Origin of the sequence: Williamsia sp. D3 (assembly GCF_000506245.1) — a bacterium.
GTDB lineage: Bacteria > Actinomycetota > Actinomycetes > Mycobacteriales > Mycobacteriaceae > Williamsia > Williamsia muralis.
Genome location: NZ_AYTE01000034.1, coordinates 14764 through 28899, shown reverse-complemented (window position 1 = coordinate 28899; position 14136 = coordinate 14764). Strand labels below are relative to the sequence as shown.

The following is a 14136-nucleotide window of genomic DNA, read 5'->3' as shown; positions in this document are numbered from 1 at the left end:
ACAGGTTGTCCTTGAACATGATCGTCGTGATGCTCCAACAGTCGTGATGCACCAACAACTGTCAGATGAGGGAGATGGATATGGCAGTCGGTTCTGGTCTGGCCATCGAGGCAACCGGTCTGAAGAAGAGTTTCGGCGATTTCCATGCGGTCGACGGCATCGATCTGGCAGTTCCGGCGGGGACGGTCTACGCAGTGCTGGGCCCGAACGGAGCGGGGAAGACCACCACCGTTCGGATGCTTGCGACCTTGCTGCGGCCAGATGAGGGGCGGGCGCAGGTGTTCGGATTCGACGTCGTCCGACAAGCCAACGCGGTGCGGTCGCTGATCGGGGTCACCGGACAGTATGCGTCGGTGGACGAGGATCTGACCGCGGCGGAGAACCTGAACATCTTCTGTCGACTCCTGGGCTTGTCGAAGACCCAGTCCACGAACAAGACCGACGAGATGCTCGCTGAGTTCGGCCTCCAGGATGCTGCCGACCGCACGCTCAAGCACTTCTCCGGTGGCATGCGACGGAGACTCGATCTGGCGGCAAGCCTCATCTCGAGGCCGCCGCTCATCTTCCTCGACGAACCGACCACCGGATTGGACCCCCGTACGCGGGCTCAGATGTGGTCGACGATCAGGGATCTCGTCTCCGGAGGGTCAACCGTCTTGCTCACCACCCAATATCTCGAGGAGGCCGACCAGCTGGCCGACCGTATCGCGGTCATCGACAACGGTCGCCTCGTCGCCGATGGCACGGCCGACGACCTCAAAGCCGCGGTCGGCACCTCCACCTTGATGCTCCATCTGATCGATGCCGCAACGGCATCGGACGCTGCTCGGATCGCAGGCGCCATCACCCACTCGGAGGTGAGCATTGCCGGTGCGGCCGTGGCGGTGCCCGTCACCGACATGGAGCCTGTGCCCGAGGTGCTCTTCGCCCTGCGTGCGGCAGGGATCGGTGTGCTTGAGATGACCGTACAGCGGCCGAGCCTCGATGAGGTCTTCTTCGCGATCACCGGGAATCAACAGACAAAAGGCCGGGACGGCGACCGAAAAGCGATACCGGACCAAGGGAAGGACGCGGCCTGATGGGGCTGGAGACATCCACTCGCGGCACGATCTGCGTCGAGGGGTACGACCCCAAGGTCGCGGCACTGCTGGCCGACCGGGTGATCGCCGATCACGTGTCGGTCTCCGAGTCGGTGTCCCAGGCACTGACGATGGCCCGTCGTGGTCTGCTCAAACTCAAACACAACCCACAGCAGTTGTTCGACGTCGTTGTGCTGCCGATCGTGCTTACGGTGCTCTTCTCCAGCATCTTCGGTGGTGCCATCGCCGGAGACGTACCCGCCTACCTGCCGATCTTGATCCCAGGAGTGCTGGTGCAGGTCGCGGTGGCGGCGTCGGTCACCACGGCGTGCAATTACGGGAGGACCTCGACAAGGGCGTCTTCGACCGCTTCAAATCCCTGCCCATCGCCCGTATCTCACCACTGGCCGGGTCACTGCTCGCGGATGTCGTGCGATATGTCATCGCCACCGGCGTGACCGTGCTCGTGGGGCTCGCGATGGGATACCGACCGGGCAGCATCGCCGGACTGATTGCCGGATGTGTACTGGTGATCGTCGTCGCATTCGCACTCAGTTGGATCTTTGCGCTGATGGGGGTGTTGATGAACAAGGCGTCCACCGTCCAGGGGGTCTCGATGCTGGTGCTCATGCCGCTGACGTTTGTGTCCAACGCTCTAGTGCCGGTGGATACCCTGCCCGGGTGGATGCAGGCGTTCGCGTCGGTCAATCCGGTCTCACACCTGGTCTCCGCAGTCCGTGAACTGGCGGTCGACGGGCACTTCGGCCCGGAGATCGCATGGTCGCTGGCAGGGGCATTCATCGTCTTGATGGTCTTCGCCCCGCTGACCCTGCGCGTCTACATGGTGAAAACCTGAGCGTCCGTTGGGCATCCCGGACGGCAATGGACCGCGGACGGCCCAGGGCCGCGGTTGCCGATCACGGCGCGATTCGATCGGTGACCGGTCGTAACAGATGCTTTGCGGCGAAAGTGTCCGACTCTTTGTCGTAGGTCCGGATGACCAGCAACCGACCGGCGTGGAGGAGGGTCACACAGGCAGGTAGACCAACACGGCGGCCGCGGCGAATCCATAACGCTTGTGTAGCAACAGGGTACGTGGCAGGTAGCTCATGTATCGGACAAAAGCCGGGATGCTCGACTCCATTCGTCGTGGTGAGACCCCGACGGTGATGTCGGGCAGGAAAGCGTTCCTGCCGCCGACCGCTTGCACACACAGCCCGGTGTCCACATCTTCGAAGACGTCTCGGCGCATGCTCACCAGATCGCGTACCAGGTGCCAGGTCTCGCGCCGGACCACCATGTTCGAGCCGTACAGAACGGGTACGTCTTTCACCGTATGCCGGCGTCGGCGACGACCGCGGAGTGGATCGAAGCGGTTCTTGAGGCGTTTGACAGCGTCCCCGTACGGCAGCCCGTACGCCTCGCCCCGACCGCAGAGTGCGGCCCACCGCTGTTCGGTGTCGTGCTGCAGGAACTCCACGACGGTGCGTGCCCAGTGAGGCGGCGTGATCGTGTCCGAATCGATCCGCGCGATCGCGTCCCCGGTTGCTGTGTCCAGTCCGGTGTTTCGTGCGTACACCAGACCCTGCTGCGGTTCCGAGATCAGGGAGATCTCGGGGATCTGCTTCGCGTACGACAACACGATGTCGACGGTCTGGTCGGTGGAGTTGTTGTCCACCACGATGATCTCGCGGATGAAATCGAGCTGGCCGATCAGACTGTCGAGGCATGGTCCGATCGCTTCCTCTTCGTTGTACGCCGGCACGACAACGGACAGGATCTTCGAGTTCATCTGGTTCCTCTGTTCGGTAGGTGCGGGCTGACGGTTTCCTCGATGATCGTGATGGCTGAAGCGACGGCGCACTCAGGCTTGATCATCGAGGTGGCCGTGGCTCGGGCAACTTCGCGCCGGCCCGGTTCGATGAGGGCGCTGACCAGGGACGTCAGCTTGTCGGAGTCGATGCCGGAGATCGGCGTGGACATCCCGACCCCCAGCCTGGTGAGTTGTCGCCCCCACATGGGCTGATCCGCCCCGAACCAGCAGATGCCGGTGGGCAATCCGGCACGCAGAGAAGCGGCAGTCGAGCCCGCTCCACCGTGATGGACCGCTGCGGTACACCGAGGAAGCACTGTCTTGTGATCGATGGTGGACGTCACGAAGAAGCGGTCATCGGCGGAGTCGATGGAGAGATCGCTGCCGCCGGCGACGAGCAGGACACGTAACCCCAGTCGTTCGGCGGTCGCGACGATCGCATGCTCGATGATGCTGGGGTCCCCGATCTTCATGCTGCCGAAGCCGACATACAGCGGAGCCGGGCCGGCAGCGAGCCAGTCGATGAGCGAGCGATGTGTCAAGTCGCTCTGCAGTTTTGGCCGAGAAGGGAGGTACTCCAGGAAGCCCACAAGAGGACGACTCCGCCCCCATTCGTCGCCGAGGCCGGGGAACAGGAGCGGATCGTAGGCCTGCAGTTCAGGCACGCCCTGCCCGGTGATGCGCGATGCGGCCGGAGTCTTCGCGCGGCCGAGCCCCAGTTCGCGGCGCAGCTCGTTCTCGGTGGATGCGCTCGTGTGCCAGAGTATGCGCTCGAGGATCGTCCAGCTGTGCGCCGTGATCGAGGGCGGTAGCCAAGGGAGCGGGGAGACCACCGAGTTCTTGCGGATAGGGCAGTAGTGCAGTGGCACATACGGAATGCCGAGAGCCTCAGCCACATTGAGTATGCGCTCCTGGCCCGCACTGCCGCCGATGATCACGTCGGCGCCCTGTCCCACGGCGCGTAGATCATGCTGTAACCGACTTCCGCCGCGCAGCGTGATCTCGGACACGGCTCGAAGGCGTTTCACGGGATTCGATGATTTGAGGTCTCTGGTCACGAGATCTGATCCGAGGAGTTCGTCGGTGTCGATACCGCATGCCTGGGTGGCGAGGCCGGAATCGGCCGCCCATGAGACCAGATTGGGTGGAACGGCCAGGGTCACCGCGTGGTCTCGGCGTGCGAGCGCAGAACCCAGTGCCATCGCCGGCTGCACGTCACCCCGGCTGCCGTTGCAGGACAGAACAATTTTCATGGTCCTCCTCGTCCGCACAGTATCGGGGGGCGGTGTGGGTTCGGCAAATCGTAAGAGCCAGGCAGACTTAGCGTGCTCGGCAGATGATGTGACGCCGGTCTTCTGACGCTGCGCAAGCGGTGCCGCTGCCCTACGATCGGTATGCATGGAACTGATGCGGAGTGGGACGTGAAGCTACTGTTCGCGTTCAGTGGCACGCGCGGTGACATCCAGCCCGCGGCCGTGATCGGTGCCGAGTTGCAGCGTCGTGGTCATGTTGTCACTTTTGCTGCACCACCCAATCTGGTCGAGTTCGCTGCCGGGTTCGGGGTGGATGTTGTCCCGTTCGGTTACGACACCCGTGCGCACATGAAGTCCGAGCTGGTGCGCACCCGGGTGCGGTCGGGTGGACCGGCCGCACGACTAAAGGCATTCAACGAATTACGTGATGTCGGTTGGGCGGAGATGATCGACACGATGGTCGAGTTGAGTGAAGGGGCCGACGCGATCGTCACCGGGTTCACCACCGAACAGGTCGCTTTGCTGTTCGCCGAACACCATGGCATAGCGCTCATTTCGTTGCACCACGCGCCGGTGCGGTCGAATTCTTACTTCTCACCGTTTCCTGGTGCGCCGCTGTCCTTGGCGCCCCTGGTCAACCGGGTCAGCTGGAAGATGGTCGACGCCGCGCTCTGGGGCCTGACGCGCAAGCGGGAGAACAGGGAGCGTGCGCGTATGGGTATGGCAAGCGCGAGCAGCAACCTACCGAGCCGGATGACGACGTACGGGGCACGGGAGATACAGGCGTACGACCCGCTGTTCTGTGCGGACCTCGCCGAGGAGTGGGGTGCCGACCGGCCGATGGTGGGCTTTGTCGGCCTGGGTGACAGCGCATGCGGATGGTCGGAAGATGCGGAGGGACTACGGGATTGGATGGCCGAGGGCACACCACCGATCTATTTCGGGTTCGGGAGCATGCCGGTGGCGGATCCCGGCGCATTGGTCACGGCAATCGGGCGGGCGTGCCGGGGCGTGGGTGAGCGCGCCGTGGTCAGTGCCGGGTGGAACGACTTCGACGTGAGCTCCGACGACACCGTGCGCATCGTCGGACAGGTCGACCACCGGACTGTGTTGCCCGCGTGTAGGGCGGTGGTCCACCACGGAGGAGCTGGGACCACATCGGCCGCACTGCGTGCGGCGAAACCTGCTGTGGTCTGCTCGGTGGGTTCGGATCAGCCGTTCTGGGGCGCTCAACTCGAGCGTCTCGGAGTCGGTGCCTCGATGACGCTGTCGCAGTTGGATGCGCACTCGCTCGAAGACCGGCTTTGTACGGTCCTCGATCCGGAGTACACCAGGCGCGCGAACGCAGTGGCCGCACAACTCATCTCGCCGGAGAAGGCAGCGACGGCTGCAGCTGATCTGATCGAGGCATCGGTCACCGACTGGTCGCCGGCTGTGGTGACGAGCCGATGAATCGTACGCGCCGGCTCGAGGCCGGGGACTTCACGTACTGGTTCCTCCACCGGGAGCTCGGTTGGTCCGTGGTGCTGCAAATCGTCTGGACATTCGACCAGCCGCCGGGCCGGGAGGCTCTGGCCACGATCAACAGGAACCTGGCATCGAGCCCGCTGAACCGACTCGTGGCCGTCTCCGGGTTACCCGGTGTCCGGCCGCGATGGGTGCGGGCGGACACGCACCCCGATCTGATCATCGATGTCACGCCGATCGACTCGGATCTGGTGGGGGCGTGGGCGGACTCCGAACTCGAGTCGGCGCCACTCGACCCGCTGACGGGGCCGCCGTGGCGGCTACGTGGCGTGTTCACCGAACAGGGCGGATACGCGTTGTCGCTGACCGCTCTTCACCTTGTCACGGACGGACAGAACATGGTCGGTGCGGCTGTCGACGCGTTCACTGACCGCAGACCAGAACCGTTGTGCTCAGGGATATCTGCCGTCGGTCCGCGGCGGCAACTGATCGACGACGGCGTGGATCTGCTGTCCGATATCGGTTCGGCCATCGGGGGAGTGGTGCGCGCAGCTGCGGCGGGCGGTGCGTCGATGTTCGGCAAGCGCGGGGCGATCGACCGAGCGCCGCGCCTGCCCATGCACGAACGTGCGCCCCGTGCGCACGCCTCCTGGTCGACGGTGAGTGTCGACTCCGACGTGTGGACCAAAGTCGCTGCCGAGCACGGCGGTACGTCCAACTCGCTGTTCATCGCCGTGATCTCCGGAGTGTTGCGTTCGAGCGGATGCGCACCACTCGGTGTCCCGATCAAGGTGGGCATCCCCGTCAGTCAGCGGGCAGACGGCGACGACCGGGCGAACGCGACCGCGGGTGTGTCGGTGACACTCACCGACGAACCTGTTCCCGGTGGGACGTTGCGTCACATTCGGCAACAGTGCAAGGCCGCGTTCACCGCCCTGGACGCCGGTCGTCGACCCGCCATGATCCACCTCCAGCCGTTGATGTGGTTGTTGCCCGCGCAGCTGATCATCCAGGCGGTGAGCAGTGGGGATGGGATGCCCGACGCGGTGGCCTCGAATCTCGGAGTGTTCACCCCAGAGCTCGCCGAAGTGGGCGGGGTGGCGGCATCAGGAGTTGCCTTCCGGGGGATCGCGCAGGGAGTGGATGCGGCACTGCCGTACCGCTTCGGGGACGGCGTGCAGTCATGGCTACTCGAATATGGCGGAACCACAACCTTTTCCGTTGCCGCGTTCGACGAGATGCACATCGCCGACAGTGCAGAACTTGGCCGCTTTCTCGCAGAGGAACTCCGGGCGTGGGGCGTGCCGTTTCGGCTCTGGTGACAAGCACATGTTCCAGGACAACGAGAGGGCGCGACAATGACGACGACCGAACGCCTCGTCGGTGGGTTCGATCGGGTCACCGGACCCGACGAGTCCTACCATCTCGCCGAACGGCTCTTCGGGCTCAGCGCGCCGATCCAGTTCCTGTGGGTGTTCGCCTCTGACCCGGGCGAGGCAGTGGTGCTTCGGCTGCGAGACCAGCTGTCGGCAGGTCCGCTCAACCGCAAAGTGCGTTGTGCGACAGTCCCGTTCGCACGTGACCGGTGGGTTCGGGTCGACGACGTCCCGGACGTGGCGATCGACGACAAGCCGATCGGTGACAACGACATCGCCTCCTGGTTGGACACGCGAGTGCGTGAGGGCGAACTCGCGCCCGCAGCGGGCAGGGGCTGGAGGTTGGACGCCGCGCGGACTCGATCGGGCAAGCTGGTGCTGTCACTGCTGGTGTCACACATGATCTCTGACGGTGAGGGGGTCTACGCGGCACTGGCGGCGGCCCAGGCGGGCACATCGCAGAACCGGTTGTCCACTCATGCGGAGACCGGGGGCCGCACTGGTCGTCGAGCGGACGTGGTGGATGCCGCCGGCCAGCTGTTGGCTGCGGCCAGGGCGCTCAGAATTCTCGGCGGTGCGTTGCGGAATCAGACGAAGGCGCCGAGCCCGTCGCGGCGTGCAGCGCCGTCGACCAAGACATCACCGGATGCGCCCGGCCCGGACACCACCCTGGTGATCCTCGATGTGGATCGCGAGCGGTGGGCCGACACCGCACGAGAGCATGGCGGGACCACCAACAGCCTGTTCACGGCCGTACTTGCCGGGCTGGTGAAGCGGACGGACCTTCCGGTGGATGACCAGCTCCGGGTGTGCATGGCGGTCAGCAAACGTGAGGCCGGAGACGAACGGGCCAACGCCTCGGGCGGCGTGTGGATTCGGATCGACGGACCGGTCAGCCCACAGCGAGGCCTGGCCGAGATCCGGGCATTGAGCAAGCAGGCGTTCATCGATTACGCCGACGCCGAGTCGGACAAGATGGCCGACAACTTGCAACCGGTGGTCCGGCTCCTGCCGGCGCGGCTGATCGGAAAGCTGATGCAGTCGGTGCCCGGCCCCGACACCACCGTCTCGAATCTCGGGGTGGTGCCGCCCAGCGCGCTTCGGCTCGGTACCGAGACCGCGGAATCGTTTGGCATCCGCGCCATCGTCCGCGGTCGGCCGATTGCCAACCGACGTGCTCAAGGTCCCGCCGTGGCGGCGTGGGCGGTGGAATACGGAGACAAGGTGACCATCACGGTGTTCGGTATCCACCCAGACCACTTCGGTGATGTCGGCACACTTCGGGCGCAGATCGGTGAGGAGCTCAGCTCGTGGGGGCTGCCGTGCACCTTCTGGTAGTGCTCGCGGGGCCTGAGCCCTATGGGCGCCGCGTCGTCGCAATCATCAACGGACCGACCACAAGTCGGTCACGCTGACCCCGAGTTGATCGAGCAGGGTCCGAACCAGCGGCAGACTGATGCCGATCACCGACGACGGGTCGCCGTCGACACCGTCGATGAACCAGCCCCCGAGTCCGTCGAGCGTGAATGCGCCGGCCACCGCCAGTGGTTCGCCGGTGGCGATGTATGCGTCCACCTGCTCATCGGTGGGCGAGCCGAAGCGAATCGTGGTGCCCGCGAACGCGACAGCCTCTGCGACCACCGAGCCTTCGCGTATCCGGAGCACACAGTGGCCTGTCAACAGGTCGGCAACCGAGCCGCGCATCGAAAGCCATTGAGCGCGAGCCACATCGGGAGTGTGAGGTTTGCCGGACAGGATGCCGCGATGGTGCAGCATCGAATCACACCCGATGACAATCGCGTCATCGATCGAGGAGATGCCCGGATGGCCGGCGACATCGTCCGCCTTGGCTTTTGCGAGGGTGGTGACGACGTCGGAGGGAGATGCGGTGTCGCCGAGTTGGGCGATCAGCGCATCTTCATCGACATCCGAGACCTCGACCAGTGGATCGACACCGGCGGCCCGCAGGATCCGCAGGCGTGCGGGCGACGCCGATGCCAGGACCACCCGGGTCATCGGCGCCCACCCGTGTGCATCGGATCAGTAACCGAAGGCCAGGTTCGGAAAAGCGTTGGGAGCAAGACCGCCGGCGGCACGCAGCCGGTCGGACGGGTTGCCCCACAGGTTGCGTGGCCCCGGGTCCTCTTCCACACCCGAACCGCCTGCCGAGGCGAAAACACCGACGACCGCGGCGATCTCGGCGTCCGATGGATTCCCCTTGACGATTCGCAGGAAAGGCCGCGCCGCAGCGGCGTCACCGGTGCCGTCCGCAGCGTTCGTCTCTGGCGTGTTGTCTGCACTCACAGCGGAATGTTCCCGTGCTTCTTCGGTGGCATGTTGACGAGTTTGCGCTCGAGGAGCTTGAGCGCCGTGGCGATCTGACCGCGGGTGTGCGACGGCGGGATGACCGCGTCGACATAGCCGCGTTCAGCTGCCACGTACGGGTTCACCAGGGTGTCCTCGTACTCCTGCTGCAGCTGCAAGCGCAGCGCATCCACGTCTTCTCCGTTGGCCGCAGCTTCTTTGAGCTTGCCGCGGTAGACGAATCCGACCGCGCCCGAGGCTCCCATGACGGCGATCTGGGCCGTCGGCCACGCCAGGTTCACATCGGCACCCATGTGCTTGGATCCCATGACGTCGTACGCGCCGCCGTAGGCCTTACGGGTGATGACGGTGATCTTGCCAACCGTTGCCTCGCCGTACGCGTAGAGCAATTTCGCGCCGCGCCGGATGATTCCGTTGTATTCCTGGTCGGTGCCCGGCAGGAATCCCGGGACGTCCACCAGGGTGATGATCGGCACGTTGAAAGCGTCGCAGGTGCGGACGAAGCGCGCGGCCTTCTCCGAGGCGTCGATGTCGAGGCAGCCGGCGAACTGGGTCGGCTGGTTCGCGACGATGCCGACGCTGCGGCCGTCGACGCGACCGAAGCCGACGATGATGTTCGCCGCGCGGCCGGCCTGCACCTCGAGGAACTCGTCGTCATCGAGGATGCGGCGGATGACCTCGTGCATGTCGTACGGCTGGTTCGGGGAGTCGGGGATGAGGGTGTCGAGTTCGAGATCCTCATCGGTGAGGGTGTCCTCGATCGATCCCGCGGCCGGCTGTGCCACAGGGAAGCGCGGCGCCTCGGCCCGGTTGTTGCTCGGCAGGTAGCTGAGCAATTCCTTCACGTAGTCGAGCGCGTCCTCTTCGTCGCTGGCCACGTAGTGCGCGACACCGGACTTTGCCATGTGGGTGTGTGCGCCACCGAGGTCTTCCATCGTGACGTCTTCACCGGTGACCGTCTTGATGACATCGGGTCCGGTGACGAACATCTGGCTGGTGCCGTCCACCATCACCACGAAGTCGGTGAGGGCGGGTGAGTAGACGTGGCCACCGGCCGCGGCACCCATGATGAGGGAGATCTGCGGGATGACACCGGAGGCCCGGACGTTGCGGTGGAAGATCTCGCCGTAGAGACCCAGGGAGACAACACCTTCCTGGATGCGGGCACCGGCACCTTCGTTGATGCCGACGAGCGGACGGCCGGTCTTGATCGCCAGGTCCATCACCTTGACGATCTTCTCGCCGTAGACCTCGCCGAGGCTGCCGCCGAAGACGGTGACGTCCTGGCTGAAAACGCAGACCTCACGTCCGTCGATGGTTCCGTAACCGGTCACCACACCGTCTCCGAGTGGACGTCGCTCGGCGAGTCCGAAGTTGGTACTGCGGTGACGGGCGAGGGCGTCGAGCTCGACAAACGAACCTTCGTCGAGCAGATGGGTGATGCGCTCGCGGGCGGTCAGCTTTCCCTTGGCGTGGGTCTTCTCGACCGCCGCCTCTCCGACTGGATGCTTCGCTTCGGCGAGACGATTGTGCAGGTCGATGAGCTTTCCTGCAGTCGTGTGGATATCCGGCGTCGATGGCACGTCCTGGGGGGCACTCGTCATGGCCATGATGCTATCCACACCCGTTTTCGCTGGTGTGAGCGGGCTAACCTGAGGCTTCTCTCACGTTTGGTTCGGTACCGAGCGACACACGTACTTCGCTCTGTTCCGTGGCGGATCGCGTCACTCGCGCTCTACGCTCAGACCTCATGACCGACGAGCGAGCGCCCCTTGACCACGAGGCCCTTCGACAAGCGGTGACCGGCACCCGATGGCGGTCGGTTCGCGTGGTCGAGGAGACCGGGTCCACGAACGCGGATCTGGTGAGTCTTGCCGGGTCCACCGATTGTGCTGGATCCGTGCTGATCGCCGAGCACCAGACCGCCGGGCGTGGCAGACATTCCCGGCAGTGGGAGAGTCCGACCCGAGCGCAGGTGGCGTTGTCGGTCGCGGCGCCGGCGAACACGTCGGACCAACCTCAGGCGCTCGGATGGTTACCGCTTCTGACGGGTCTTGCGGTCGTCGAGGGTATCGCCGAGACCACCGACCTGAGTCCGAGGCTCAAATGGCCCAATGACGTGTTGCTGTTCGGCGACGACACCGCCACCGATGACGGTTACGGCGGACGCAAGGTCGCCGGGATCCTTGCCGAGCTCACCCACGGACCGAGCGGGCCCGTGGTGGTGATCGGGCTCGGGATCAACGTGAGCCTCACCGAGGCCGAACTGCCGGTCCCGACCGCCATCTCACTTGACCTGGCGGGAGCCTCCGTCGACCGGACCCAGCTCGCCGGCGCCGTTCTGCGAGCACTGTCACGACGACTGGACCAGTGGCCGGGCGATCTCGGCGCGGTGGCCGACGATTACCGGGCTGCCTGCGCGACCCTCGGGCATCGAGTGCGGGTGCAGATGCCCGCGGGCGAAGAGATCGAGGGGCTGGCGACAGCAATCGACAGCATCGGCCGAGTGGTCGTCGAGGTGGCTCCCGGTCAGAACGTGGCGGTCGCGGCCGGCGACGTCACCCACCTGAGGGTCACCGACTAAACGGAACAACTGAGTCGACGGAACAACTGGGTCGACGGACCAACCGGGTCGACAGACCAACCGGGTCGACGCCGGACTGTCGCCCTACCGCAGGCCGTATCGCAACCCGCTGCCGTCAGCGACGTTCGTAGCTCTTGGTGCCCATCGCCGGGATCAGCAGGAGGATCGGGATACCGATCACCGCGTGCATGATCGCGGTCGAGATCCCGGTCGTCCAATCCCGCGACAGCAGCAGTGGGATCAAGATGGCTGCCAGGATCAGGAGCCCGACGATCCAGGAGAAGAACTGGCTCGGCGATGGTGTGGTGAGCTGCAGGACGTACCAGAGCGCTCCTGCGAACAGGGCGCACAGGAAGGCGACGATGGCGAACCAGTACTCGTCGTTCGCCATCGGATTCCACACGCCGAGCTTCCCGGTCTCGTTTATGCGCTCGATGACCAGCCGGATGATCCACGCGACGAGCCAGGCGGCGAGGCCGGTCACGATGGCGGTGGCGAGGACTCCGCCGATGAACATCGTGGGATTGACCTGCGGCCGGTTGGTGGCGGGGCGCCGTCGCGGCGGCGCGGCCGGTGGTGGCGCAGCGGCGTAGTACGGGTCCGGAGGCGGAGCCCCCTGGTCGTACGCCTGGCTGTAAGCCTGTGATTCGGGTTCGTAGCCACGGTCGAACCGGGCTGTTCGCGGCTTGTTCGGGTCGTACGGGTCATTCGGGTACATCGTGCACCTCCCTGCGCGCGAGTTTACCGACCAGCGCTGCTGCGGCCTGAGAACGATCAGATGTCCACCGTAGCGCCCCCGGGGCCGTCTGCGTCCCCACCGGCGGGCCGTCGAGGCGCTGCCTGTGGTTCGGACAGGCCCGATTCTGGTTTGATTACGGCACCGACCGGGCGAGTCGCCGTACGCCACGGTCATCAACGGGAGGATTTGTCGATGGGGTATCCGGAGAACATCCTTGCTCAGGGCGAACGTGTGGTTGTGCATCACCATCCGCACTGGAAATGCCTGCTGGCCCCCGCGCTCATCTTTGTTGTCGCGACTGCCGCCGCGGGTGTGGCGGGGGGCTACCTGTCCAATGCCGACCTCGACTCCACGGCAAAGATGATCCTGGGCATCGTCATCGCCGCGTTGTGGCTCTTCATCGTCCTCTGGTTCTTCGTGCGGCCCCTGATCAGTTGGCGCACCACCCACTTCGTCCTCACCGATCGGCGGGTGACCTACCGCAACGGCATCATCACCCGTTCGGGTATCGACATCCCGGTCCAGCGCATCAACTCGGTGGAGTTCCGGCACGGACTGATCGATCGGATGCTCCGAACGGGCACCCTCATCATCGAGTCGGCGTCTGAAGACCCCCTCGAGTTCAACGACATCCCGAACGTGGAACGCGTGCACTCACTGCTCTATCACGAGGTTTTCGATGCCCCGGACGGCAACAGCTTCCGGCGCTGACCCCCACCCGGCGGCGGCGAACTGGTCACGAAATGGCCTGTGGCCGCGCGGGAATCCGATCGAATCCGGGTATCTGTGCCGCATGCGCCTAAATTGGTCTGGTGACCGAAGTTCTGCTCGCCGAAGACGATGACGCGATCGCCGCTCCGCTGGCCCGCGCCCTGAGCCGTGAAGGGTACGGCTGCGAGGTCGTGACCACCGGCACCGCTGCGCTGGAGCAGGCACGGAGCGGCCGGTTCGAACTGCTGGTCCTCGATCTGGGATTGCCCGAGATGGACGGCCTCGAGGTCTGCCGCCGTATCCGGGCGGTTCGGCCCAATCTGGCCGTGCTCATGCTGACCGCTCGGACCGACGAGGTCGATTTTGTCGTCGGCCTCGATGCCGGGGCCGACGACTACGTGGGCAAGCCGTTCCGCCTTGCCGAACTGCTGGCCCGGGTACGCGCGCTGCTGCGCCGCAAGCAGAGCGTTGATGTGGTCATCGAAGCCGGCGACATCCACCTCGACGCGCGTGGACGGCGTGTGCTGGTCAGCGGTCAGGACACCACCCTCGCCAACCGCGAGTTCGACCTGCTGCGGTACCTGATGGAGCGGGGCGGCGAAGTGGTCAGCCGCGAGGAGATCCTGACCGAGGTCTGGGGTACCCCCGATCTCCTGTCGTCCAAGACGCTCGACATGCACATCTCTTGGCTGCGCCGCAAGATCGGCGACGATCAGCCCGGACGGAAGAAGCGGATCGTCACCGTTCGCGGTGTCGGCTTCCGGTTCGACCCCGACTAGATGCGCCGCC

Annotated in this window: 13 protein-coding genes and 1 pseudogene; 8 read left to right on the top strand and 6 right to left on the bottom strand. The window is 65.2% G+C overall.

The window, feature by feature from the left end; genetic code table 11:
* Positions 1-80: 80 nt before the first annotated feature.
* Positions 81-1079 (top strand): daunorubicin/doxorubicin resistance ABC transporter ATP-binding protein DrrA, encoded by a 999-nt coding sequence (locus W823_RS51400; protein ID WP_023961594.1) that lies wholly within the window; start codon positions 81-83, stop codon positions 1077-1079.
* Positions 1079-1935: pseudogene (locus W823_RS51395) on the top strand (ABC transporter permease). The gene W823_RS51400 and the pseudogene W823_RS51395 overlap by 1 nt, the downstream one beginning before the upstream one ends.
* A 171-nt stretch (positions 1936-2106) precedes the next feature.
* Here W823_RS51395 and W823_RS51390 read toward each other — a convergent pair.
* Together W823_RS51390 and W823_RS51385 are read right to left on the bottom strand one after the other, a co-directional pair.
* The gene (locus W823_RS51390) at positions 2107-2871 is read right to left on the bottom strand and encodes a glycosyltransferase family 2 protein (RefSeq protein WP_235189646.1); all 765 of its coding nucleotides are present in this window, start codon (positions 2869-2871) and stop codon (positions 2107-2109) included.
* On the bottom strand, positions 2868-4145 hold the full coding sequence (locus W823_RS51385) for a glycosyltransferase (RefSeq protein WP_023961592.1): 1278 nt from the start codon (positions 4143-4145) through the stop codon (positions 2868-2870). Before W823_RS51385 ends, W823_RS51390 begins: the two co-directional genes overlap by 4 nt.
* 168 nt (positions 4146-4313) lie before the next feature.
* On the opposite strand from W823_RS51385, the gene W823_RS51380 reads away from it, so the two are divergent.
* From W823_RS51380 to W823_RS51370, 3 genes are read left to right on the top strand one after another with little or no spacing between them, the layout of a single operon-like run.
* On the top strand, positions 4314-5597 hold the full coding sequence (locus tag W823_RS51380; protein ID WP_038254251.1) for a glycosyltransferase: 1284 nt from the start codon (positions 4314-4316) through the stop codon (positions 5595-5597).
* Positions 5594-6934, top strand: a complete 1341-nt coding sequence (locus W823_RS51375) for a hypothetical protein (RefSeq protein ID WP_023961587.1) — start codon at positions 5594-5596, stop codon at positions 6932-6934. The genes W823_RS51380 and W823_RS51375 overlap by 4 nt, the downstream gene beginning before the upstream one ends.
* A gap of 36 nt (positions 6935-6970) precedes the next feature.
* Entirely contained in the window at positions 6971-8326 is a 1356-nt protein-coding gene (locus W823_RS51370; protein ID WP_023961585.1) for a hypothetical protein, read from the top strand.
* A 45-nt stretch (positions 8327-8371) separates the two neighbouring features.
* Here the strand turns inward: W823_RS51370 and W823_RS51365 are convergent, their stop codons facing one another.
* The 3 genes from W823_RS51365 to W823_RS51355 are packed head-to-tail and all read right to left on the bottom strand — an operon-like array spanning position 8372 to position 10917.
* On the bottom strand, positions 8372-9004 hold the full coding sequence (locus W823_RS51365) for a nucleoside triphosphate pyrophosphatase (protein WP_031333140.1): 633 nt from the start codon (positions 9002-9004) through the stop codon (positions 8372-8374).
* Between the two features lie 24 nt (positions 9005-9028).
* On the bottom strand, positions 9029-9292 hold the full coding sequence (locus tag W823_RS51360) for an acyl-CoA carboxylase subunit epsilon (RefSeq protein ID WP_023961581.1): 264 nt from the start codon (positions 9290-9292) through the stop codon (positions 9029-9031).
* Positions 9289-10917, bottom strand: a complete 1629-nt coding sequence (locus W823_RS51355) for an acyl-CoA carboxylase subunit beta (protein WP_023961579.1) — start codon at positions 10915-10917, stop codon at positions 9289-9291. Before W823_RS51355 ends, W823_RS51360 begins: the two co-directional genes overlap by 4 nt.
* A 146-nt stretch (positions 10918-11063) precedes the next feature.
* Between W823_RS51355 and W823_RS51350 the strand changes: the two genes are divergently transcribed.
* Entirely contained in the window at positions 11064-11897 is an 834-nt protein-coding gene (locus W823_RS51350) for a biotin--[acetyl-CoA-carboxylase] ligase (RefSeq protein ID WP_023961577.1), read from the top strand.
* Positions 11898-12012: 115 nt separating this feature from the next.
* Here the strand turns inward: W823_RS51350 and W823_RS51345 are convergent, their stop codons facing one another.
* Complete coding sequence (locus W823_RS51345) at positions 12013-12615, bottom strand: hypothetical protein (RefSeq protein ID WP_023961575.1); 603 nt, start codon at positions 12613-12615, stop codon at positions 12013-12015.
* A 213-nt stretch (positions 12616-12828) separates the two neighbouring features.
* Here W823_RS51345 and W823_RS51340 point away from each other — a divergent pair, with 213 nt between their 5' ends.
* Together W823_RS51340 and W823_RS51335 are read left to right on the top strand one after the other, a co-directional pair.
* Positions 12829-13347, top strand: a complete 519-nt coding sequence (locus tag W823_RS51340) for a PH domain-containing protein (protein WP_023961573.1) — start codon at positions 12829-12831, stop codon at positions 13345-13347.
* Positions 13348-13448: 101 nt separating this feature from the next.
* On the top strand, positions 13449-14126 hold the full coding sequence (locus tag W823_RS51335; RefSeq protein WP_023961571.1) for a response regulator transcription factor: 678 nt from the start codon (positions 13449-13451) through the stop codon (positions 14124-14126).
* Positions 14127-14136 lie beyond the last annotated feature (10 nt).

Excerpts from the sequence above, each read along its gene's own strand:
- W823_RS51400 (WP_023961594.1), top strand. The coding sequence starts at position 81 with ATGGCAGTCGGTTCTGGTCTGGCCATCGAGGCAACCGGTCTGAAGAAG.
- W823_RS51390 (WP_235189646.1), bottom strand. The coding sequence starts at position 2,871 with ATGAACTCGAAGATCCTGTCCGTTGTCGTGCCGGCGTACAACGAAGAG.
- W823_RS51385 (WP_023961592.1), bottom strand. The coding sequence starts at position 4,145 with ATGAAAATTGTTCTGTCCTGCAACGGCAGCCGGGGTGACGTGCAGCCG.
- W823_RS51375 (WP_023961587.1), top strand. The coding sequence starts at position 5,594 with ATGAATCGTACGCGCCGGCTCGAGGCCGGGGACTTCACGTACTGGTTC.
- W823_RS51370 (WP_023961585.1), top strand. The coding sequence starts at position 6,971 with ATGACGACGACCGAACGCCTCGTCGGTGGGTTCGATCGGGTCACCGGA.
- W823_RS51365 (WP_031333140.1), bottom strand. The coding sequence starts at position 9,004 with ATGACCCGGGTGGTCCTGGCATCGGCGTCGCCCGCACGCCTGCGGATC.
- W823_RS51355 (WP_023961579.1), bottom strand. The coding sequence starts at position 10,917 with ATGACGAGTGCCCCCCAGGACGTGCCATCGACGCCGGATATCCACACG.
- W823_RS51350 (WP_023961577.1), top strand. The coding sequence starts at position 11,064 with ATGACCGACGAGCGAGCGCCCCTTGACCACGAGGCCCTTCGACAAGCG.
- W823_RS51345 (WP_023961575.1), bottom strand. The coding sequence starts at position 12,615 with ATGTACCCGAATGACCCGTACGACCCGAACAAGCCGCGAACAGCCCGG.
- W823_RS51340 (WP_023961573.1), top strand. The coding sequence starts at position 12,829 with ATGGGGTATCCGGAGAACATCCTTGCTCAGGGCGAACGTGTGGTTGTG.